This window comes from Pseudoalteromonas sp. 5Ae-yellow (assembly GCF_014077565.1).
Lineage (GTDB): Bacteria > Pseudomonadota > Gammaproteobacteria > Enterobacterales > Alteromonadaceae > Pseudoalteromonas.
Window position 1 is genome coordinate 40,902 of record NZ_JACGWD010000014.1, and the last position, 21,924, is coordinate 62,825.

A 21,924-nucleotide genomic window follows, 5' to 3' on the forward strand; every position below is an offset into this window, starting at 1 on the left:
TGTTTTGTAAAGTTTTAAAGTATGGGTGCATAGCTCAGCTGGATAGAGTACTCGGCTACGAACCGAGCGGTCGGAGGTTCGAATCCTCCTGCGCCCACCATACTTTAATAACTCTGCTTAGAGTATAAATAAGCAAAAACTCTACTTAGAGTTTAAATAAGTAAACTATAAAGTGGGTGCATAGCTCAGCTGGATAGAGTACTCGGCTACGAACCGAGCGGTCGGAGGTTCGAATCCTCCTGCGCCCACCACTTTATAAACTCTGCTTAGAGTATAAATAAGTAAAACTCTTACTTAGAGTAAAAACAAGTAATAGTAAAAATGAAAGTGGGTGCATAGCTCAGCTGGATAGAGTACTCGGCTACGAACCGAGCGGTCGGAGGTTCGAATCCTCCTGCGCCCACCACTTTCATATTTTCATACACTTTTAAGTGTAAGAAAAATAAACCGATGGAAATCGGTTTTTTTTATGCCTGAATTAATACGCTCTGCTTAGAGTTTAAATAAGCAATCTATGAAAGTGGGTGCATAGCTCAGCTGGATAGAGTACTCGGCTACGAACCGAGCGGTCGGAGGTTCGAATCCTCCTGCGCCCACCACTTTCATAAACAAGCCGACATTAAGTCGGTTTTTTTGTGCCTAAAATAAAGTGAAGTGAAGTGAAGTGTAGGTTTAGGTGAATTGAGAACCAAGCAGTCGGAGGTTCACTCTTACAAGATACGTCCTGCGCCCACCACTTTCATACATAAGCCGACACTAAGTCGTTTTTTTTGTGCCTGAAATAAATTAAAGCGTGGATGTGGATAGAGTAACCTACTGCGAACAAAGCAGTCGGAGGTTCACTCTTGCAAGATACGTCCTGCACCCACCACTTTCTATTACTAATAAAGTTAATAGAAAAGAAACCGATGAAAGTCGGTTTTTTTGTGCCTGAAGTTTGAGAAAGTCTTCAGCTATCAGTTAAACCGAACTAAACACCACAGTTAAAATTCCAAGTAGACGTAGAGCTTGCTTACGTTAAAAGCGTCGCTTTTGATTTATAATGTTTTAATCACTTCTCTAAAAGCGCAGCGCCTCTTAACCTCTTTGTGAATAACGCCCTTAAAAACTAAAATGCACAAAGAAAAGTGAAAGAGGGGTAAATGAGAAGTTCAAAATCACCATTTAAAAGCCTGTAAGCTACGGTCTATAAATAATATCACCGCAACTTTTTATGTAGACGTAGGGCTTGCTTACGTTAGAAGCGCAGCTTCTGATTTATAATGTTTTAATCACTTCTCTAAAAGCGCAGCGCCTCTTAACCTCTTTGTGAATAACGCCCTCCCCTTAAAAACTAAAATGCACAAAGAAAAGTGAAAGAGGAGTAAATGAGAAGTCCAAAATCACCATGAGTATTTAAACGCCTTTAAGCTACGATCTACAAATAATACCACCGCCAACTTTTCAATGTAGGCGAAGAGCTTACTCACGTAGAAGTGCCGCTTCTTCTAGCTACGAATCAGACGGTCATAGGTTCACTCTTACAAGATACGTCCTGCGCTTAGCATTTCTATTACTAATTAGGTTAATAGAAAATAAACCGATGAAAGTCGGTTTTTTATTCAAAGTAAACTGTAAAATAAGGCGTAAGTTCGCTTTGAGTTCATAAAATTGAAGGTCTACTGTTTAAAAACTCTAATCCAATACGTTCTAATATCGGCTTGTATTATATCTAACTCGCTTTGGCGTATTTGACTAGTATTCAAAAAAGACCCTATGGATACTGTGAAGCTGTTACATAAAAGTTACAAAATTAACGTTCACACACATCAAAAGGTCGAACATGCACACAATAAATAAAACAGCATTATCAATAGCCGTTGCATTGGCTTGCTCAATGCCACTTCATGCTCAAGAGGCTTCCACTGAAGAAATACAAACACCAGAGAAAAAAGCTAGCTCGTTAGAAATTATTTCTGTAACAGCAACTAAACGTAAAACTAGACTTATGGAAACCCCAGTTGCCATTACGGCATTGACTGAAGCAGAGCTAAGACAAAATGGGGTTAACAGCGTTAAAGATATAGCTAACCTAGTGCCAGGGTTAGATATCTCCACAGCGACGGATCAATCAGCACCAGTTATCTCGATGCGTGGCGTACGTTCTACTAATATTACCGAGCTTGGCGACCCTGCTGTTGGTGTGCACCTTGATAGTGTTTATTCACCAAGAATGCAAGGAGCACTAGCTCTGATGTATGACATTGAACGAGTTGAGGCATTAAGGGGCCCACAAGGAACGTTATTTGGCCGAAATTCAACAGTTGGTAGCATAAATGTTATTTCAGCAAAGCCTGAATTCACTCATTTATATGGCAATGTGAATGTTGAAGCAGGTAAATACAACAGCAAAAATATTGGTGGTGTAATCAATATTCCAATTAATGACGAATTTGCAGTACGGTTTTCTGGCAAAGGTCTAAAACGCGACTCTTATCTCGAAGGTTACTACGATCCCAACCAATATGACTCAAGACGATTAAGCGACGATATACTCAATGCTCCAGTTATATCCGAGGATTCTTATCAAGGTATTGGTCAAACTGTCACGCAGCGAGAAAACTGGTGGATAGATGGCGCAGGAACTGATCCAGAGGCGCAAAAAGTTCGCCAATTAACACCCGCTGAAAAAGATGACTTTTATAACAATGCTAATGAATACTCTTTTAGAATTAGTACACTTTGGGAGCCGTTAGATGGCAGCTTTTCAAATCATACCGTTTTTCAAAAGTATGTTAATAACAGTAATAACAATCTCGATTTAGTTAACTGCGATAAAATTCGTGGTAGAAGTGCTGAGTTGGGTGGCGATTGCACAAACTTTTTACCCAGTGATAATACATATCAAGCTGTTGTGAATGTGCCTGGTAAGCTTAATTTAGATATCACCTATCTTAGAAATACCCTTAACTACGATATAAATGATGAATATTCGCTTGTGTGGCTACTTGGCTATGAGGATATGGAACGCTCTTCAGCACAAGATAGCGAAGTCGGCCTCGATCCTTGGGATGGGGCAACGTACTTTTTAGATGGCACTGGCGCTAAATCATTTTCTACAGAAGTGCAATTACAATCTGACGAATACGGCGATTTTATTTGGATTGTCGGTGCTAACTATTTCCACGAAAAAACCACGACCTTAGGTTATTACGATAACCCGATGGATGATAAAGCCTTTTGGGATCAACCTGATCGCTCCACAGATGCATTCGCTTTGTTTGGTCAAGGTACATACAATTTAACTGAAAAATTACATCTAACACTTGGTTATCGTTTTAGTGATGAAACGAAAGAAGATAAAGGGGGTAAAACATATCGCTGTTCTAATGCCGATGGCTGCGCCGTAGGTTGGTTAAATAGAACTGATCTAAATAATTTGCCAGTTGATTACTACGAAGATCCTTCAATTTATGCATCATATTTTGCAAACGATAATAAAGGAAGTTGGCAGCATCATGATTTTCGTGTTGGTTTAGACTACGACATCTCACCTGAAACTATGATTTATACCTACCTTGCCAGTGGTTTTAAAGCCGGCGGAATTGGTGATGTATATGAGGTCGTAAATGACAGAACCGGTGACGTTACACGCTTTGAAACTAAGTTTGATCCAGAAGAAGTACTTACATGGGAGCTTGGCGCTAAATCGAGCTTTTTTGATAATTCATTAAACCTAAAAGCCGCATTTTTCTACACAGATTACACCGACATGCAATACGCATCAGTGGGCTCAATCGGTAACGTAGAGCGTTTATCTGTGGTAGAAGATGAAGATGGTTCTCCCGTTTTAGATGGAAATGGCGAGCCAGTACTCGATTTTCAAAACAAGCCAGTTATAGCTTATTACACACAAAATGTTCCTAGTTCAACAATCAAAGGTATTGAGCTTGAGTTTGATTGGAAGCCTTACCCAAGCGGGCGTATCACCGGTTATGTAACCTGGACTGATGCTAAAGTGACGGACGATTGGAATACTAAATGGGATTACGATGCTGAGTATCTTTTTGATATTTCTTATGAGGAATCAAAAAACCCTGAAAATACACTGCTATCAACCAACCTTAAAGGTAATAACCTAGCGATGACGCCTAAGTTCACGGCGAACATCAGCTACACACATACGTTTGATTTAGGTGAATATGGTTTTATTCATAGCTGGCTTAATGCGAGCTGGAAAGATGAGTCGTACTCAACAGTATGGAATGTTGATAAACACTTAGATGATATGGACTTTAGCGTATCGGACGAGGCGACAAAATACATTGACGATAGCCGCGATGCGTTTGCCGTATTCAATGCCTCAATCAAGTATGAACCGCAAGGACAAAATTGGTTCGCAGAAGCATTTGTAAATAATGCCTCTGATGAAACGATTCAGTATTGGAACAACACCAGTAAAGGCATTCCTAAAGGCAGCTTTGGCATGCCAAGGTATTACGGTGTAAGAGCTGGTTTTTCATTTTAGATAACCTCACCAAATTACGTCTGTCACAGTAATTATACACTGTGGTAGGCGTGCAATTTAAATAAGGATCAATAATGAAAACTAAGCTTATTAGCACCTTGGTGAGTGGTATTTTATTTATCTCGCCGTGTACATATGCCAATTATTTTAAAGATAATTTTTCGTGGGGTTATGACACATCGATTTGGAATGCGCGAAGTGGCGATAATGGCTCGCCTTTTGGCTGTGAATTTTCCCCTGCAATGATTAACCCAAGCCAACAGGGGATCACGCTTTCATTATCACAAGGCGCATGTGCTGAGCTGCAAAGTAATAATTTCTATGGCTTTGGCAAGGTGCAAGGCAGTGTTAAGTCAGGGAATACGCAAGGCACTGTGTCTTCCATTTTTACTTACACATCGTGGTGGGATTCACCCGGCAGAGCATGGCAAGAGATAGATATTGAGCTTTTACCCTCCCTTGGGAACGTTGTTCATACCAATGTGATTTATCAGCCGCAAGGTGGCACTTATCAAAGCTGGGAAAAGGACATCGACTTAAGTCAGTTTGGGCTTGATTACAGAGAAAACTTATTAACTATTGGCTTTGATTGGTCTAGCAACTCGATTCGTTGGTACTTGTACGACGCTCAAGGAAATGAGCAAACATTAAGAGTGCTCTACAAAGACAATGGCGATGGTCATTTAGCTGAAAATGAAATTCCCGCGTATGCATGGCCGATGGATAATACAAAAATAATGATTAACCAATGGAATGGTGATAACTCAACCGAAGGCTATTACTTCCCTGGTCAATACTATGGCAGCCCTTCGTGGGCGTACTATGATTTTATTGAGTACATTCCCCAATAAAATTAAGAAGTTTGTATCTATAAATAGAATTTAATCTCGAAGGTTTTTAATGTCTCAAATCAAATATTCTAAATTATTATTTTGCTTATTGCCCGTAGTTGGGGCGCTTACTTGTCAATATTCATTCAGTGCAGAGCGTGAGCAAGTCAACTGGCCTTATGTAAACACTAAACTTAAACGTGATCCAGCTGTAGAAGCGCAAATTGAACAACTACTGGCAAAGATGACCATAGAGCAAAAAGTGGCGCAAATGATTCAGCCCGAAATTGGTTATTTAAGTGTTGAACAAATGCGCAAATATGGGTTTGGTTCATACCTAAATGGCGGTAATACAGCCCCCTATGGCGACAAACGCGCTGATCAGGCCACATGGTTAAAATATGCCGATGAAATGTACCTAGCATCAATGGACTCAACGAAAGACGGTATTGCAATACCGACTATTTGGGGTACTGATGCCATGCATGGACATAGTAATGTGTATGGCGCTACGTTATTTCCGCACAATATTGGCTTAGGAGCTGCGCATGATGCCGACTTAATTAAACGCATAGGCCAAGCAACAGCGAAAGAAGTGTCAGCCACTGGGATTGAATGGAGTTTTGCTCCTACTGTCGCTGTAGCCAGAGATGATCGCTGGGGCAGAACCTATGAAAGTTACTCAGAAGACCCTGAATTAGTTAGGCTGTATGCAGGTAGTATGGTGACAGGTATTCAAGGTGATATAGGGGCTGACTTTTTAAAAGGCAGTAACCGTATTGCAACCGCAAAACATTTTGTGGGCGATGGTGGTACAGAGCGAGGCGTTGATCGCGGAAATACGCTTATCGATGAAAAAGGATTAAGAGATATTCACAGCGCAGGTTATTTTTCCGCTATTAATGAAGGTGTGCAATCAGTGATGGCATCCTTTAATAGTTGGAATGGCAAACGTGTGCATGGCGATAAACACTTATTAACGGATGTACTTAAAAACCAACTTGGTTTTGATGGGTTTGTAGTCAGTGATTGGAATGCTCACAAGTTTGTAGAAGGCTGCGATTTAGAGCAATGTGCGCAAGCAATTAACGCCGGCGTTGATGTGATTATGGTACCAGAGCATTTTGAAGCGTTTTATCATAATACTGTTAAGCAAGTGAAAGACGGTGTAATAGCCGAATCAAGAATTAACGATGCCGTTAGACGTTTTTTAAGGGCTAAAATCCGCTGGGGTGTTTTTGTTAAAGGAAAGCCATCTTCACGACCTGAATCACAACACTCACAGTGGTTAGGTGCCTCCCAGCATCGTACGTTAGCAAGAGAAGCTGTTCGTAAGTCACTCGTTCTATTAAAAAACAACGAAAACGTGCTGCCAATCAAAGCGAGTAGCCGCATCTTAGTTGCCGGCAAAGGCGCGAATGCAATTAATATGCAAGCGGGTGGCTGGAGTGTTTCTTGGCAGGGCACAGACAATACCAATAGTGACTTTCCTAATGCGACCTCTATTTATGCAGGTTTAAAGTCGCAAGTATTAAAAGCAGGCGGTGAAATAAGCTTAAGTGAGTCTGGTGAATATAAAACCAAGCCAGATGTAGCCATTGTTGTTATTGGTGAAGAGCCTTATGCTGAGTGGTTTGGTGATATAGAAATGCTAGAGTTTCAGGATGAAAGCAAACATGCCCTTGCACTGCTGAAAAAACTTAAGGCAGACAATATTCCGGTAGTTACCGTATTTTTAAGTGGTCGCCCGCTTTGGGTCAGTAAAGAGCTCAATGCATCGGATGCCTTTGTTGCTGCATGGTTACCAGGCTCTGAGGGTGAGGGGGTTGCAGACGTATTATTAACAGATAAAAACGGTAACAGCCAGTTTGATTTTACCGGTAAGTTGAGTTTTTCGTGGCCTAAATACGACAATCAATTCAGCCTTAACTTAGGGGATGTAGATTACGACCCGCTCTTTGCCTACGGCTACGGGCTAACTTATCATGACGCAATAAATATGCCTATTGTGAGTGAAGCAACGAGCCCTAAAAAAACCGTTAAAAGCGATGCACATCCACTGTTTGTAAAAAGTTTAGCTAAAAATGTCACATGGGCGTTGGCCGATACAACAGCAAAGGTTTTAACTAGTGGTTCATCGGCCACCAGTGGCGATAAAAAAAGTTTGTTAATGCAATCGGTTAATTTATCGTATCAAGAGGATGCAAGGCAGTTTAAGTGGCAATCTCAATCCTCAGATGCAACGCTTAGCCTAAGTTACTTAAAACCTACGCTACTCGAACGCAAATTTAAATCAGGTTACCTTGAGCTAAAAATGCGATTAGATAAAGCTCCAGAGCAAGGTGCACAGTTACAAGTAATGTGTAATTTAGATAACTGTTTAAGAAGTATTGATTTTTCATCGTTTGAAAAAACAATGGCAGATAAGCGCTGGCATACTTTATCAATCGCACTCAATTGCGCCGATAGCGAACTGATTGAACAAACCATGTCAGATGTAATTCGTATTTCAGCTCAGCGTTTAAGTTTAGCAGTTGCAGATATCGCGTTGACTGCAAAACCTAATAATGACGCATTATCAATCACGTGCTCAAAATAAATAAGGCAAAGGCAGTTGATAATAAGTAAGCTATTCAACTGCCTTTAAAGTTGGACGTATTAATTTGAATTCCAAAAATCCCAGAAGTCATCTTTTCTGGTTGTTTCAGAGCTGCGGTTGGATTGTGTATGCAATGTTGACCGAGCTAATGATAAAAATACCAAGCGACGAGCCATGGTCGATACACATTCCGCATTTAATTATTGATGTAGCGTGTGGCTTTTTAATCACCTTACTTTTAAGAAGGGCTTATAACTGCTCAAATAGGCAAGGGATTAAAGTTAAAATAGCACTGCATCTGGTGCTGCTGTTAACTGCCACATTCATTTGGACACAAATTAAATGGGCGTCTTTGCAGTGGTTATATGGCAATTGGTGGCTTTCAATGACATGGTTTGACTTTGGTACATGGACGTCTGCATCGTTAACTATGCTCTCAACGTGGACTGCTTTTTATTACGGGATCAAAATATATCTCGACAATTTAGAGCAAACTCAAAAAGCCGCTGAAGCGACACACCTAGCGAAAGAGTCACAGCTAAAAATGCTTCGATATCAGCTTAATCCGCATTTTATGTTTAACAGCATTAATGCTATTTGCACCTTAATCTTAAAAAAAGAAAGTTTGCAGGCAGTTAATATGCTCGAAAAGCTTTGTGATCTACTGCGCCATAGCTTGTATACCGATCCACTTGAAAAAGTAGCGATTAAAGAAGAAATTGCCATATTAAAAACCTACTTAGATATAGAGCAATGTCGATTTGCCGACCGGTTAGAGGTTAATATTAGCGTTGATGAACCATGCAACGATTTATTAATACCTTCTTTATTAATTCAACCATTGGTAGAAAACGCGTTAAAACATGGTATGCGAGCAGATCAAAAAATGGTGATCACAATTAATGTTGAAAAAACAAAATCCGCATTGCTCATTAAAGTTGCAGATACTGGTAAAGGGTTTGACGACAATAAAAAATCTAAAAGGGGCATTGGCTTGGCTAATTGCGAGCAACGCTTAAAATTAATGTATGGAAATAGTCATCGCATTGAAAAAGGCAATGCCAAATCAGGCGGCGCATGGCTTTGTATTTCTCTTCCTATTAATGGTTTGCAATAATGATTCAATTAAAAACATTACTTGTTGATGATGAATACAGCGCTATTGAAGGCTTGCGTATTCGTTTAGAAGCCTTTGCTGAAATTGAAGTGATTGGCAGTGCACAAAGTGTTGATGAAGCTATTAACGTACTTAACAAACATGACGTTGATTTAGTTTTTCTAGATATAGAAATGCCAACAAAATCAGGCTTTGAACTAATTAAACATTTTCAACCAGAAAGCTGCCCAGCGGTTATTTTTGTTACTGCGTTTCACCAGCATGCCGTTAAAGCATTTGAGGTAAGAGCCCTTGACTACTTACTCAAGCCCGTTAAATTAGCTCGCCTATCAGAAGCCATAGAAAGAGTAGTAAAAACAGAGCAACTCCACAGAAAAAACACATTGATTGAAGTACACCAATCGCTGATAGAAAACGAGCATCAAGAATTAGAAAGCTCAAAAAACTCAGAGTATAAATTTGAAGCCGAAAACTTGGTCATCCAAGATGCTAAAAACCCAATTCAAATAATTCCGTTTAAAGATATTTTATGGATTGATGCCGCAGGCGATTATATGTGTGTTCATACACTGGCTGAAACCCATGTAATGCGAGCGCGTTTAAAAGATCTTGAAAAAAATACCCTGCCAGAAGACTTCTTACGCATACATAAATCAACGATTGTTAATTTAAGCCACATTAAACAGCTCAACCCATTACGTAATTCTGAATATATGGCGGTGTTAGATAACGAAAAAACACTCAAGGTAAGTAGAACGTACAGTAAAAACTTAAAGAGCTTAATAAAACAATAACGGTGGTTTTTTAGTTACACCATCGTCAACATTATCAATGTGGACGTAGTGCTTACTCAAGTTAGAAACACAGTTTCTCATTGCTAAAACCTAAAACCTAAAACCTAAAACCTAAAACCTGCGCGAGGTAAACTCCCGCCAACAATATAAAAATTGCGCTTGCAAAAGGCTCGGTGTTTTATTTTTATTACCTGACCGCTGACCGCTGACCGCTGACCGCTGACCGCTGACCGCTGACCGCTGACCGCTGACCGCTGACCGCTGACCGCTGACCGCTGACCGCTGACCGCTGACCGCTGACCGCTGACCGCTGACCGCTAATTATTAAAACCTAAGCTGCTCTTTAAACTTAGCTATGTTATTTTAAACGCCTTGTTTAAAAGGATATTGCAGTATGTTTAAAACCCTATTTATTACTTTATTTTTTATTTTTAGCGCCATTTTTATTGCAAGCGTGCACGCCCACGAAGTTAATAACTCACTTGTAGTAGGTGCGCAACAATATGCTAAATATTTACCGCAGTTAAAAAATAAACGTGTAGGGCTAGTCGTTAATCAAACATCAATGGTGGGGCAAACTCACTTAGTAGATGCGCTGCTGACTAAAAATATTAATATAACTAAAATTTTTGCACCTGAGCATGGCTTTCGTGGCGATCACGATGCGGGCGCCCATGTGAAAAATGCCGTTGATGGTAAAACAGGTATTCCACTTATTTCTATTTACGGTAAAAATAAAAAACCAAGCCAAGCTGCTTTAGCCGATGTTGATGTGATTATTTTTGACATTCAAGATGTGGGAGTGCGTTTTTATACCTACATAAGCTCTATGCACTACATGATGGAAGCCGCTGCAGAGCAGGGGATAGAATTTTTAGTGCTCGACAGGCCCAACCCAAATATTGCCTACGTTGATGGGCCAATATTAGAGCCAGAATTTAAATCGTTTGTAGGAATGCACCCAATTCCTGTTTTACACGGCATGACCGTTGGCGAACTTGCCAAAATGATCAAGGGCGAGGGCTGGATCAATAAAGCGCCCGATTTAAAATTAACGGTGATCCCTGTTGATCATTACACTCGCAAAAGTACATACAGCTTGCCTGTAAAACCCAGCCCTAACTTACTTAACGATCAAGCCATTGCGCTTTACCCATCACTTTGCTTTTTTGAGGCAACGCCTATTAGCATTGGTAGAGGCACCGACTTTGCATTTCAAGTAATTGGCTATTCGCCAGTAGCATTAGGTGATTTTAATTTTACACCGCGCGCAATTAAAGGCGCTGCTTTAAACCCTAAATTTAAAAACCAAACCGTGCAAGGGCTCGATTTAAGACAAGCAAATATTACAGGTTTAAATTTAACTTACTTAATAAATGCGTACACGGAGCTTAGTAAAAATAACATCTCGTTTTTTGAGCGTGCTGACTTTATGAATAAGCTAGCGGGTACTAATAAATTGCGCTTAGCTATTGAAGCAGGGCAATCAGAAGCGCAAATAAAACAAAGCTGGCAGGCGGGACTTGCACAATTTAAAGCGCAAAGAGCGCCTTACTTGTTATATAAATAAGGGCTAAGCATGTTTATTGCTTTAAAAAATCAAAGGTATGGTTATATCAAACAAGCATTTATAGTGGCATTGAGCTTTATTATTGTGGGTTGTAGTACACCACCTGAGCCTATTAGCTCGGTGCTACCACTTACAAAAAGCCAGCTTGTAGAGCTGCCTAATGCACAAGTGGTTGTAACGTTTCCAGAGGTAAATCCAAGTAGCCGGTTTTATGTAAATAACCGAGGAACGTTTAAAGCTTACAAAGGGCGCGGGCAATTATTAATACAAAACCACAACGCACAAAGCGCCGATATTTACATTAATAATAAAAAGCTCGACGTTAACCAACTAAGCGCCAACACCTTATACAATTACAGTTTGGCAAAAAATACTCACAACGGTGTTAATACCTTTAAAGTTGAAAATATTCTCCCTGCTGGCGCGAGTTTAACGCTGCGTTTTGCATTTCCTACTTTAAGCGATGAACCAAAAAAGCATATAGATTTTACTGAAGTAGACACATTAATTGAACGCGATGTTAAAGCAGGTTTTCCTGGGGCTGTATTGGCCGTTGTTAAAAACGGTGAGCTAATAAAGTTAACCGCCTATGGCGATGCAAAGCAATATCAGCAAAGTGATTTAATGCTACTTCGCCCAGAGCCCATGCAAACTAATACCTTGTTTGATCTTGCCTCAAACACCAAAATATTTGCCACAAACTTTACACTTATGAAATTAGTAAGCGAAGGGTTATTAAATATTAATAAATCCGTACAAAGCTACCTAAGCGAATATAAAGGTGAAGGGCGAGCAAAGCGCACAGTAAAAGACTTACTCACACACAGCGCCGGATACCCGCCAGTATTTGACTTTCATCGTAAAGATGGCAGCTACGGCGACGCGTTTTATTCGCAAAACAGTAAAACCACCAAACAGCTATTACTCACCAGCGTGCCTTTTAGTAGTAAATCATCTAGGCAGCATGTTTACTCAGATATTGATTACATGATTTTAGGCGTACTCATTGAGCGCATAACTGGGCAGCCCCTTGACGAATACCTAGAGCAGCAAGTGTACGCGCCACTAAAATTAACTAACACGTTATTTAATCCACTTAAAAAAGGCTTTAAGCCACAGCAATTTGCAGCTACTGAGCTTAGCGGCAACACACGAGACGGGCGCATTAAGTTTGATAATGTTCGAACTGGGGTTTTACAAGGCCAAGTGCATGATGAGCGCGCTTACTACTCACTTGATGGCGTAGCAGGGCATGCAGGATTATTTAGTAACGCTCACGACTTAGCGGTGCTTTGCCAGCTATTACTAAATAATGGTGGCTACGGCGACCAACAATTATTTAGTGCAAGCGCCTTAGCACAATTTTTAACGCCGCAATCAAGCGATGAGACCTACGCGCTTGGCTTTAGGCTTGCTGGTAATAATCAAGCAAGGCGCTGGCACTTTGGCCCTTATGCAAGTGCGCAGGCTTATGGGCACACAGGTTGGACGGGTACAGTGACCGTAATTGACCCCGCTTACGATTTAGCTATTGTTTTACTTACCAATGCTCGCCATAGCGCAATTAAAGGCTCGCAAAAACGTTACGAATTTACAGGTAAACAATTTGAAACCGCGCAGTACGGATCGGTGGTGTCGCTTATTTATGAAGCGCTACTAAATCAATAAGCTATCGTATAGGTTAAAACGTACTAACAGCATTACTCTAAGTGATTTATTTACAGGTGACTTGAGTAAGGCAATCCATTAAGCTAAGCGGTTTACAAATCTAAGCCAGTTTATGCTGCTAGGCTTAACAAATAAGCGATAAAACGCGTACAAAGCGAGAGTGGCTCGCTAATAATTAAGGTTAACTTTTTATGCATTGGTATTCTATTTTACCGCCGCTAATTGCGATTGCTATCGTGTTTTGGCGAAAAGAAGTGATTATGGCGCTACTTGTTGCTGTTGCTTCTTCTGAGTTTTTACTCGCCTTTCAGGGCGAAGGTAATAGCTTGTTTGACACTTTTTTAAATACCATTGAACGTATTATTTCGGTTGCCAGCTCGCCAGGTAATACACGCATATTAATATTTAGTATTTTAATAGGTGCCTTGCTTGCCTACATTCGCGAATCTGGCGGCGTTGCAGCAACTGTTAATATGTTAATGAACAAAGGAATTGCAAAAAGTAAGCGCCAAGTGGGCTTTTTAACCATGTTTACCGGCATTGCGGTGTTTATAGAATCTAACTTGAGCGTACTTACCTCAGGGATTTTATCGCGTGGCTTATTCGACAAATTTAAAATGAGCCGAGCGCGTCTAGCGTACATTATTGACAGCACCAGTGCGCCAGTGTGTATTTTAATACTACTTAACGGCTGGGGCGCATTTGTACTTGGTTTGTTAGGTAACTATGAGCTAGGTGAGTCGGCTGTATCAGTGTTATGGGGCAGCGTAGGGTATAACTTTTACGCCATAATTACCCTTGCCATTGTTTTTTATACCATCGCGTTTGATAAAGTGCATGGCCCAATGAAAGAAGCCGAAGAAAAACTAGAGCTTCAAACAACTGACTTAAAAGAAGAAGTAAAAGGCTCTAGAGCGCGTTACATGTTAATCCCGCTTATTACGCTTATTACCAGCATGGTTGGCTTTATGTACTACACCGGTAATGGTGTATTAGCCGAGGGCAGCGGCTCTAAATCAGTATTATATGCAACGGTTTTAGCCATTGTTGTCGCTTACTTTTTAATGATTGGTTCTCGTAAATTTACGCACCATCAATTAGTTGATACCGGTTTTAAAGGTATGGGCGAATTAATGCCGCTAGTCGCCATTGTACTGCTTTCGCTTACACTTGGCGCAAGCTTAAAAGAGTTGGGTACTGGCGTATTTGTAGCGTCACTTGTTGGTGACTACTTACCTATTTACCTAATAGTACCGGTGCTGTTTTTAACCGGCGCAGTTATGTCGTTTACTACAGGTACATCGTGGGGTACGTTTGCTATATTAATCCCAATTGGTGTGCCACTTATTCAAGCGCTAGGTTTACCGCCATCGCTTGTTGTTGGTGCTATTTTGGGTGGTGGTATATTTGGCGATCATTGCTCGCCTATATCCGACACCAGCGCTGTATCTGCTATTGCATCGGGGTGTGACTTACTCACCCACGTTAAAACACAGCTACCGTATGCCTTATTTGGTGGCGGCCTTACGTTTTTAGCGTACTTAATAACAAGTATTATTGTTTTATAAAATACAATTGCTTAAATAGTCAAAAGCCTGCTTATTGCAGGCTTTTTTGTTTTTAAATTAAGACCGAGGCTAGTAATACCAAACTTAACGACGCTCTAGCTATTAAATAAACTATTTAAATATAGACTGAAGTACCCGTATTTATATTTTTTAGGTTATTGTATAGCATGAGCTTTAAGCTTTTTGGTAGCTATAAATTCTTACTTTTTAACTCATATAAGGCTGTAAACCCACACTATGTTTGTAATTGATAATATCATTCTCGTTAGTGCCATTTTAATTTTACTTGGAGTGATCTCGAGCAAGTTATCTGCACGCGTTGGCTTACCAGTGCTGGTGCTATTTTTACTTGTAGGTATGCTCGCAGGTGAAGATGGTATTGCAGGTATTTCATTCGACAACGCAGAGGCCGCACATGCTCTGGGTACTCTAGCGCTTGCTATTATTCTATTTGATGGTGGCTTACAAACGCCCACCAGTTCAATTAAACAAGTGTGGAAACCCGCGTCTGCTTTAGCAACCATCGGTGTGTTATTTACCGCTGTAATTACAGGCCTTGTGGCCACTTATATTTTAGACCTACCCATATTACAAGGTGTATTACTGGGCGCTATTGTTGGCTCTACAGATGCCGCAGCCGTGTTTGCACTTTTACGAAGTGCGGGTATTCACTTGAATAAAAAGCTTAAATCGACCCTTGAAATAGAAAGCGCCTCGAACGATCCAATGGCTATTTTTCTAACGGTTGGTTTGCTCGAAATGCTCGTTAATGACATGCCAGTAGGGCTGGGTTTACTACAGTTATTTGCTCAACAAATGGGTGTTGGCGCTATTTGTGGTCTTTTAATTGGTAAAATATCGGTTTGGTTTATTAATCGAATTAAACTAAATGCATCGGGTTTGTATTTAGTGATGGTAACCGCATTTGGACTGCTTTCATTTGGCCTTTCTGCAACGCTTGGCGGCAGTGGCTTTTTAGCTGTATTTATAACGGGTGTTATTTTAGGTAACAGTAAGTTTGTATATAAACGCGGTATTTTTCTGTTTCATGACGGCTTAGCATGGCTTGGGCAAATAACCATGTTTGTTGTATTAGGACTCCTTATTAACCCATCGTCATTGGTTGATGTATGGCTAGAAGGACTGCTTATTGCACTGGCACTCATTTTTGTTGCTCGCCCATTAGCGGTAGCGCCTATTTTAAAACTGTTTGGCTTTAATAATCGCGAAACCCTTTTTGTATCTTGGGTTGGCCTTAGAGGCTCAGTACCCATTATTTTAGCTATATTCCCATTATTATTTGGCCTTTCAGGGGCTGAACTTATTTTTAATGTCGTTTTTTTCGTGGTGTTAATTTCAGCCACGTTACAAGGCTCAACAATGCCGTGGATGGCTAAAAAGCTAAATTTAGTAGAGCCGCCGCCCGACCTAGCCGCTGCAACACTCGAAATCACAGCCCTAAACGATATTGATATAGAAATTGTAGAATATACCTTAAGTGACGTTTCTCGGGTTTCTGGGCGCAGCTTGTCACATGCTGCACTTCCTGAGAGTGTGGTTGTTGCTATGATCACACGGGGTCCGTCAATCATACCGCCACGGGGTTCAACTAAGTTAAAAGCAAACGATCACTTATTTGTTGTTTTAAAACCAGATAACAGACCTTTTGTTGATTTAGTTTTTACAGCAACCGATAAAACAAACCACCAAGATAGCCACTTAGCGCATAACGAACTTAAAGTGAAAGGGGTAACGTTGGTAGGCGATATATTTTACTCTTATCACATGCATATAGACGCCCCAGAGAGCATAAGCTTGGAAGAAGTGATCAACCAAAAGCTTTCAGGAGAAGTCAGTAAAGGCGATATTGTTGTTATTGGTAATGTTCAAATACGCGTTATAACAATGGTACATACACGCATAGTGACCATTGGCTTAAAGTATTTAAACAATCCAGAAAAACGACTTTTAAAGCAGTAATCATTAACAATGATTTATTTAGCGCTAGGCTCACGTTTATTGCGTATGTAGGTGGGTTGAGTGACACGAAACCCAACGGATCGCCAATGCAATGAGCACACCCAAAGCTAGTTATATGTGGTGTTTATTGTGGGCGCTTAGCTTGCTGGCGCGTCGGGCGTTAGCCCGAAATAAATACAACTGTTGATAATTCGATATTACACTATGTGAAAAAGCATTATTTAAAAGGACATTAAATGACTGAGGTTAAAGACTTTAAATGGGATAAGCCAACTAATTGCAAAGTGGGTGAGTACTTCCCTGCAGATAAATTAGATCGTGCTCGCTACGCCACGTTCTTATCAAGGCTATTGGCTCAAGAGGGGTTTGACAAGAGCAGGCCTGTTGATGAACAAAAGAAAAACTATGTATTAAACTTAAATGCTGAATGGGGGGCAGGTAAAACATATTTTCTTAAGCGTTGGTCACGAGAATTAATAGTAGATTTTCCTGTTGTATATATTGATGCATGGCAGCAAGACTATTCAGACGACCCATTTTTAACTGTAATTGCAGGTATTATAAAGCAGCTTCAACTGCAGGCTAAGTTTAATATAACAATACCTAAAAGTGCCGTTTCGATGTTTAAGGCTGTTGCACCCGCTATTGCACAAGGTTTAACTAAAAAGATATCTGGTATCGATTTAGATGAACTACACACATTACTATTTTCTGATGAAGAAATTGATAGTGGCCAAAATCAAAACTCTAATAAGCCGACGAGCAGCGACTTTTCGCCCGCAGTAAAGGCGCTTGCGCAGAACTTGATTAAAGATCATGAGGCTAAAAACAAAAGCATTGAAGTAATAAAGTCTAAGTTAGATGATTGGGTCAGTAAGTTTGAGAAGCAGGAAGGTAAGTCGTTACCCATATTTATTTTTATTGATGAATTAGATCGTTGCCGCCCAAGTTATGCAGTAGAAATGCTTGAGACGATTAAACATATTTTTGATGTTAAAGGTATCGTGTTTGTTGTAGCAACAGATACTGAACAGCTTCAACATACAATCAAATCAGTTTATGGTGAAGGCTTTGATGCTAAGATTTACCTAGGCCGTTTTTTTAATAGCCGCTATAGCTTAAAACGACCTGTTTTAAAGGATTTTTTATCAGTACATAGTGATACAACTAAATTTGAATCTGAGTATTTAAAAAGTAGAAAAATTGAGATACTCCCTCGAACAAAGACACCCGAAACCGCTTTAGCTAATATCTCAGTTGTATTAGATGCATTCCAGGTATCTCCAAGAACAGCCATTCAAATCACTGAGCGAATAACTGCCATAATTGCTAATTTACCAAGTGGTAAAAAAGTTGATGTACTGGTTTTAACCGTCTTATTTTGTATCTATGAAAAAAATCACCCTCTTTATGAAGAAATTATAAGTGGAAGGTTTAAAAAAACGGAACCAGGTAGTGAAAATAAGATCATAGATATAAGCCTAACTGATTTCTTACAAAGGGATATATTAGAAGAGCATTTATCAGCCGAGTTAATCTATTTTATTGATCCACAGTTATATACCAGTCAATTGTATAGTGACCATTTCGGTCCTAAAGATAATAACTATTTTGAAGGAAATTACCTTATTTCACTATCTAAATTTATTGAGGATATTTTTTGTAATAATTGCTTTTCTCAAAAAGATATATGGGATGTGTATCAAGATACATTTGCCGATAATGAGATGACTGAGTTGCAAGAGGTAGAAAGCCAGCTTGCTCAACATCAAGTGGAGGAGACTCCAGAAGTTACTTTGTTATGGCTTAACTATATCTATATAAATAATGGATATGGCAAACTCACCAAAGAGCAGTATCGTGAGTTTGTAGAATTATCATCACCTCTTGATTACATGGGCGATAGTTAACTACCTCTGTGCAGCGCGTAGCGCCTCTGTGTTCTCGGTGGTAATATTTATCTAAATTACCACCAATCTCAACTGGACCAAACCACCTAAGCTCCACACTGTCTAACCCCATTACCCGCATGTTTAAGCGCAATAATCTGTCCTTTACCGTTATGCGCCATGGCGAGCATATCGCCTGTATTTATATTACTTTCAATCGCATGTTTACCTTTTAAATCACTCAACAGCGAATGCTTAATTTGCACTAGCACCTCGTCATTACAGCTGGCTATGTACCAGTCGTTATCTACCTTCACTAGAGTGCCGTATTCTATGTGGCGTTGTTGGTGGCGGCGTAAATCGTTAGCTAATTGACTATCGAGCGCGTGTTTTTGCTCTGTAATAGAGCTTGCGTAGCTACCAGCTTGGTTTATTTCGTGTGTTTTAATAAATGAATAGTCGTGAATATCTATAGTGTTAAGTGCGGTGTTATGTACGGTTTTAGGCTCTGTATTTATTACGTTGTTATTATCAAACACAATAAAGGCGAACACACCGAGTGCGCAGGCAAGGCTGGTTAGCTGCAGCGTAAAGCCGAACTTTTTAGGCTTTGTGTGCGTGGCCTTTTTAACTAGCGCTTTTTGCTGAGTGCTTGTAAGTGTTGTGCGCGCTTTTCGCTCTTTGTAATGTTGTGTGAGCTTTTGATCAAACGGCTCATCAGGCTTGTTCATTGTTTGCTCCTAATAAACGTTTAAGATTTTGCTTGGCATAGCGCAGCCTTGTTTTAATGGTCTCAAGGCTGCTTTGCGTTATAAGTTCTATGTCGGTGAGCGAAAAGCCTTCTTGTTGTAATGTTATGGCTTCGCGCTGTACAAAGGTAAGTTGTTTTAGCGCAGCGTCGAACGCGTCATAGCTTATGTTTGAGCTGCCTATATACGAGTCTCCACTAGTTAAGTCACCACTATCTAAGTCGCTTTCGCTTTTATCATTTTGTGCTGCTAAATGCGTGTTTTCGTCAAGCTCTACAAAGTGCTGTTGCCTGCGGTATTCGTCAATGAGTGTGTTGCGGGCAAGTTTAAACAACCATGCTTTGGGTGTGGTTTGCGCTTGGTAAAGGTGGCGTTTTTCGATTACTTTTAGCCATGTTTGTTGGCTTACGTCGTATGCTAAATGCGTATTAGATTGCGTAACAAGGTAGTGGTATAAGTCGTTACTGTAGAGGGCAATAAGCTGCTCTAAGTAACGATTGTCGCCACTTTTTGCGTAACTTGCCATGCAGTCCTTGCTTGGCGTTTCAAATAACCATGACTTAATACTTAGTAGCATAGGCGTTTAGTCCGTTAAATAGAGTTATCTAATTTAAAATCGAGCTGTACGGTTTGACCTGTTTGTAATTGTGCCACACCTTCAATTACTTTGGGGCGATATTTCCAGCGTTTAATGGCTCTTATTGCTTCGCGGTCAAAGGTACGTTTTGGCTCGGCGTTAATAACTACTGGGTCGATTACTTCCCCCGTTGGCGAAATACTAAAGCTTAGTTGTACCCAACCTTCAATACCATCGCGCGCGGCTGTAGTTGGGTATTTAGGGTTTATGCGCACTATGGGTGTTGCATCCCCTGTAGGGCGATTAATGGTATTGTTAATGTCGCCACCAAAATCGTCAATTGTAACTGGCGTAAGGTCGCTAATTGCCAACACAGGATCGGCTGATGCATCAAGCGGTGGAGCTTTTTGCGGCACTTTAGGCATTGGCGGTGGCGGCTGTATTTTTTGTATATGCCTGACTTTTGAATCCTCAGGTGCCTGAAAAATCTCTACTATAATATCGCCCCCTGGTTTAACCGGTGCGCGTTGCTCGCCACTTATTAAATATTGCATAAACGCAAAAGCTGCAAAGGTCATTGCGGCGCCGCCGATAACGGCAGTCGATGTTTTAATAAATACTGGGTTGTTAGGTACTTCAAGTGTGTGCATAAGCCGCTCCAAATTTTATTGACCACTATAATTAGGGGGTTTTCAAAGCTATAACGGGTGGCAAATCAAAAAGGGGTGAAATAATTTTATAAAAAATGTGGGGTTTAGTTACAATAGCCATTCGCAAATATTAAAACTTAACTTTTTAGGCTGTTATGCAACTCATTGAAATAAATAAAGCGCGTTACCGTAAACATTTAAACCGTGTTATTGCAGGATGTGGTATTGGTTTGGCTGTAGGCAGCTTGGCTATATCGCAAACGCTGATTGCTTTATTTCCTGATGAAAGTGGCAGCCACTTTCATTGGAACTTAATAGGCGTTGCTATTACAAGCGTTGGGCTTGCGTGGTTACTTAATAAATACCGTACACATAGCTTTATGACTGAAGTTGTTTATGTGTGGGAGCTTAAAAAAGCACTTAATAAAATAACCCGTAAAATGGCTAAGTTAAAAGCCGCTGGCCGTGAAGGTAATGCTGATGCGTTATTAGCGATTCATTATAGCTACGCGGGCTCTCGGTTATTGTGGCAGCTAGACGATAACCTAATCACCATGGACGATTTAGCCATTAAACAAGCTGAGCTTGAATCTGTTGCAGCGCAACATAACGTAACGCTTAATGTTGAAGATTACGATGAAAGCATTTTAAAACAGTTTTAAAGCTTAGGTTTTTAAATTAGTTAGAGGAGCCTTAATGAAAAAAGTACTCATAGTGTGTTTAGGTAATATTTGCCGCTCGCCAACCGCAGAGGCGGTATTAAAAGCCCGCGCTAAAAAGCTAGGCGTTAACGTTAACGTTGATTCGGCAGGCACTATTGGTTATCACGAAGGTAAAACGCCTGATGGTCGCTCAATGGCAGCAGGGGAGAAGCGCGGTTACAGCTTTAAAGGTATATTTTCGCGCCCAGTGCGCAGCAGCGATTTTACTGAGTTTGATTTAATTTTAGAGGCAGACACACAAAACTTAGCTGACTTAAAAGCGCAATGCCCCACCCATTTACATTACAAGCTGGCATTGTTTTTAGAATACGGCGAGCAAAGCCAAAGCGCCATACCCGACCCATACTACGGCGGCGATGATGGCTTTGAAAATGTGCTCGATTTAATAGAAGCGGCTAGCGATAAAATACTCGCTAAAATTTAAGGCATAAGCTTTAACGAGTTTTTGGTGGCGATTAATTTTAAAGTGGAGCTGCACTTGAGTTATAACCATTTTGACGGGTGTCGCTTCGCTCGATGGCGTTGAGTTGGTAGCTTAAATTAACGTTATAAAGCGCGAGGTAAACTCCACTATAAAACCTGCGCGAGATAAACTCCCGCCTACAAGACGGTGTTATATTTGTAGGCGGGGCTTTATGCCGCGCTTTTATGTTTGAGTTTATGTTTTATTTGCGCGAGGTAAACTCCCGCCTACATTAGACGTT

16 protein-coding genes and 4 tRNA genes are annotated in these 21,924 nt (G+C 40.4%); 16 read left to right on the forward strand and 4 right to left on the reverse strand.

Translation table 11 applies throughout. The annotated features are described in order from the left end of the window. Positions 1-23: 23 nt before the first annotated feature. From H4J63_RS06040 to H4J63_RS06080, 9 genes are all read left to right on the forward strand, one after another. Positions 24-100, forward strand: a tRNA-Arg gene (locus H4J63_RS06040). Positions 101-174: 74 nt separating this feature from the next. Next, positions 175-251, forward strand: a tRNA-Arg gene (locus tag H4J63_RS06045). Positions 252-329: 78 nt separating this feature from the next. After that, positions 330-406, forward strand: a tRNA-Arg gene (locus H4J63_RS06050). Positions 407-522: 116 nt separating this feature from the next. Beyond that, positions 523-599 (forward strand) — tRNA-Arg (locus H4J63_RS06055). Between the two features lie 1,223 nt (positions 600-1,822). Further along, complete coding sequence (locus tag H4J63_RS06060; RefSeq protein WP_024606266.1) at positions 1,823-4,507, forward strand: TonB-dependent receptor; 2,685 nt, start codon at positions 1,823-1,825, stop codon at positions 4,505-4,507. A 74-nt stretch (positions 4,508-4,581) separates the two neighbouring features. After that, complete coding sequence (locus H4J63_RS06065) at positions 4,582-5,358, forward strand: family 16 glycosylhydrolase (RefSeq protein ID WP_182195257.1); 777 nt, start codon at positions 4,582-4,584, stop codon at positions 5,356-5,358. A gap of 49 nt (positions 5,359-5,407) precedes the next feature. Continuing rightward, on the forward strand, positions 5,408-7,936 hold the full coding sequence (locus H4J63_RS06070; protein WP_182195260.1) for a glycoside hydrolase family 3 protein: 2,529 nt from the start codon (positions 5,408-5,410) through the stop codon (positions 7,934-7,936). 133 nt (positions 7,937-8,069) lie between these two features. Continuing rightward, complete coding sequence (locus H4J63_RS06075; RefSeq protein ID WP_165744128.1) at positions 8,070-9,053, forward strand: sensor histidine kinase; 984 nt, start codon at positions 8,070-8,072, stop codon at positions 9,051-9,053. Continuing rightward, positions 9,053-9,847, forward strand: a complete 795-nt coding sequence (locus tag H4J63_RS06080) for a LytTR family DNA-binding domain-containing protein (RefSeq protein WP_165744127.1) — start codon at positions 9,053-9,055, stop codon at positions 9,845-9,847. The genes H4J63_RS06075 and H4J63_RS06080 overlap by 1 nt, the downstream gene beginning before the upstream one ends. A 187-nt stretch (positions 9,848-10,034) precedes the next feature. On the opposite strand, the gene H4J63_RS20635 is transcribed toward H4J63_RS06080, so the two are convergent. Beyond that, on the reverse strand, positions 10,035-10,172 hold the full coding sequence (locus H4J63_RS20635; protein WP_409072675.1) for a hypothetical protein: 138 nt from the start codon (positions 10,170-10,172) through the stop codon (positions 10,035-10,037). A 69-nt stretch (positions 10,173-10,241) separates the two neighbouring features. On the opposite strand from H4J63_RS20635, the gene H4J63_RS06085 reads away from it, so the two are divergent. The 5 genes from H4J63_RS06085 (at position 10,242) to H4J63_RS06105 (ending at position 18,543) form a co-directional block, all read left to right on the forward strand. Beyond that, entirely contained in the window at positions 10,242-11,417 is a 1,176-nt protein-coding gene (locus H4J63_RS06085; protein WP_182195263.1) for an exo-beta-N-acetylmuramidase NamZ domain-containing protein, read from the forward strand. 9 nt (positions 11,418-11,426) lie between these two features. Beyond that, positions 11,427-13,085 (forward strand): penicillin binding protein PBP4B, encoded by a 1,659-nt coding sequence (pbp4b, locus tag H4J63_RS06090; RefSeq protein WP_182195266.1) that lies wholly within the window; start codon positions 11,427-11,429, stop codon positions 13,083-13,085. Between the two features lie 191 nt (positions 13,086-13,276). Next, positions 13,277-14,653 carry a Na+/H+ antiporter NhaC family protein gene (locus tag H4J63_RS06095; RefSeq protein WP_182195269.1) on the forward strand — a complete coding sequence of 459 codons (1,377 nt, stop codon included), beginning with the start codon at positions 13,277-13,279 and terminating at the stop codon, positions 14,651-14,653. Between the two features lie 237 nt (positions 14,654-14,890). Next, complete coding sequence (locus H4J63_RS06100) at positions 14,891-16,633, forward strand: potassium/proton antiporter (RefSeq protein WP_182195271.1); 1,743 nt, start codon at positions 14,891-14,893, stop codon at positions 16,631-16,633. Between the two features lie 236 nt (positions 16,634-16,869). After that, complete coding sequence (locus H4J63_RS06105; protein WP_182195274.1) at positions 16,870-18,543, forward strand: P-loop NTPase fold protein; 1,674 nt, start codon at positions 16,870-16,872, stop codon at positions 18,541-18,543. A gap of 86 nt (positions 18,544-18,629) precedes the next feature. On the opposite strand, the gene H4J63_RS06110 is transcribed toward H4J63_RS06105, so the two are convergent. Genes H4J63_RS06110 through H4J63_RS06120 form a run of 3 tightly spaced genes read right to left on the reverse strand, consistent with a single transcriptional unit; the run spans position 18,630 to position 20,498 of the window. Further along, positions 18,630-19,253, reverse strand: a complete 624-nt coding sequence (locus tag H4J63_RS06110; RefSeq protein ID WP_182195277.1) for a hypothetical protein — start codon at positions 19,251-19,253, stop codon at positions 18,630-18,632. Further along, positions 19,240-19,848 carry a sigma-70 family RNA polymerase sigma factor gene (locus H4J63_RS06115; RefSeq protein ID WP_259365582.1) on the reverse strand — a complete coding sequence of 203 codons (609 nt, stop codon included), beginning with the start codon at positions 19,846-19,848 and terminating at the stop codon, positions 19,240-19,242. Before H4J63_RS06115 ends, H4J63_RS06110 begins: the two co-directional genes overlap by 14 nt. Before the next feature lie 14 nt (positions 19,849-19,862). Next, positions 19,863-20,498, reverse strand: coding sequence for an energy transducer TonB (locus tag H4J63_RS06120; RefSeq protein ID WP_182195280.1), 636 nt, complete (start codon positions 20,496-20,498; stop codon positions 19,863-19,865). Between the two features lie 155 nt (positions 20,499-20,653). Here H4J63_RS06120 and H4J63_RS06125 point away from each other — a divergent pair, with 155 nt between their 5' ends. Next, positions 20,654-21,160: a DUF3087 domain-containing protein gene (locus H4J63_RS06125; RefSeq protein WP_024606258.1), complete on the forward strand. Its 507-nt coding sequence runs from the start codon at positions 20,654-20,656 to the stop codon at positions 21,158-21,160. A 34-nt stretch (positions 21,161-21,194) separates the two neighbouring features. Further along, the gene (locus H4J63_RS06130; protein WP_182195283.1) at positions 21,195-21,644 is read left to right on the forward strand and encodes a low molecular weight protein-tyrosine-phosphatase; all 450 of its coding nucleotides are present in this window, start codon (positions 21,195-21,197) and stop codon (positions 21,642-21,644) included. The last annotated feature ends 280 nt before the right edge of the window (positions 21,645-21,924 follow it).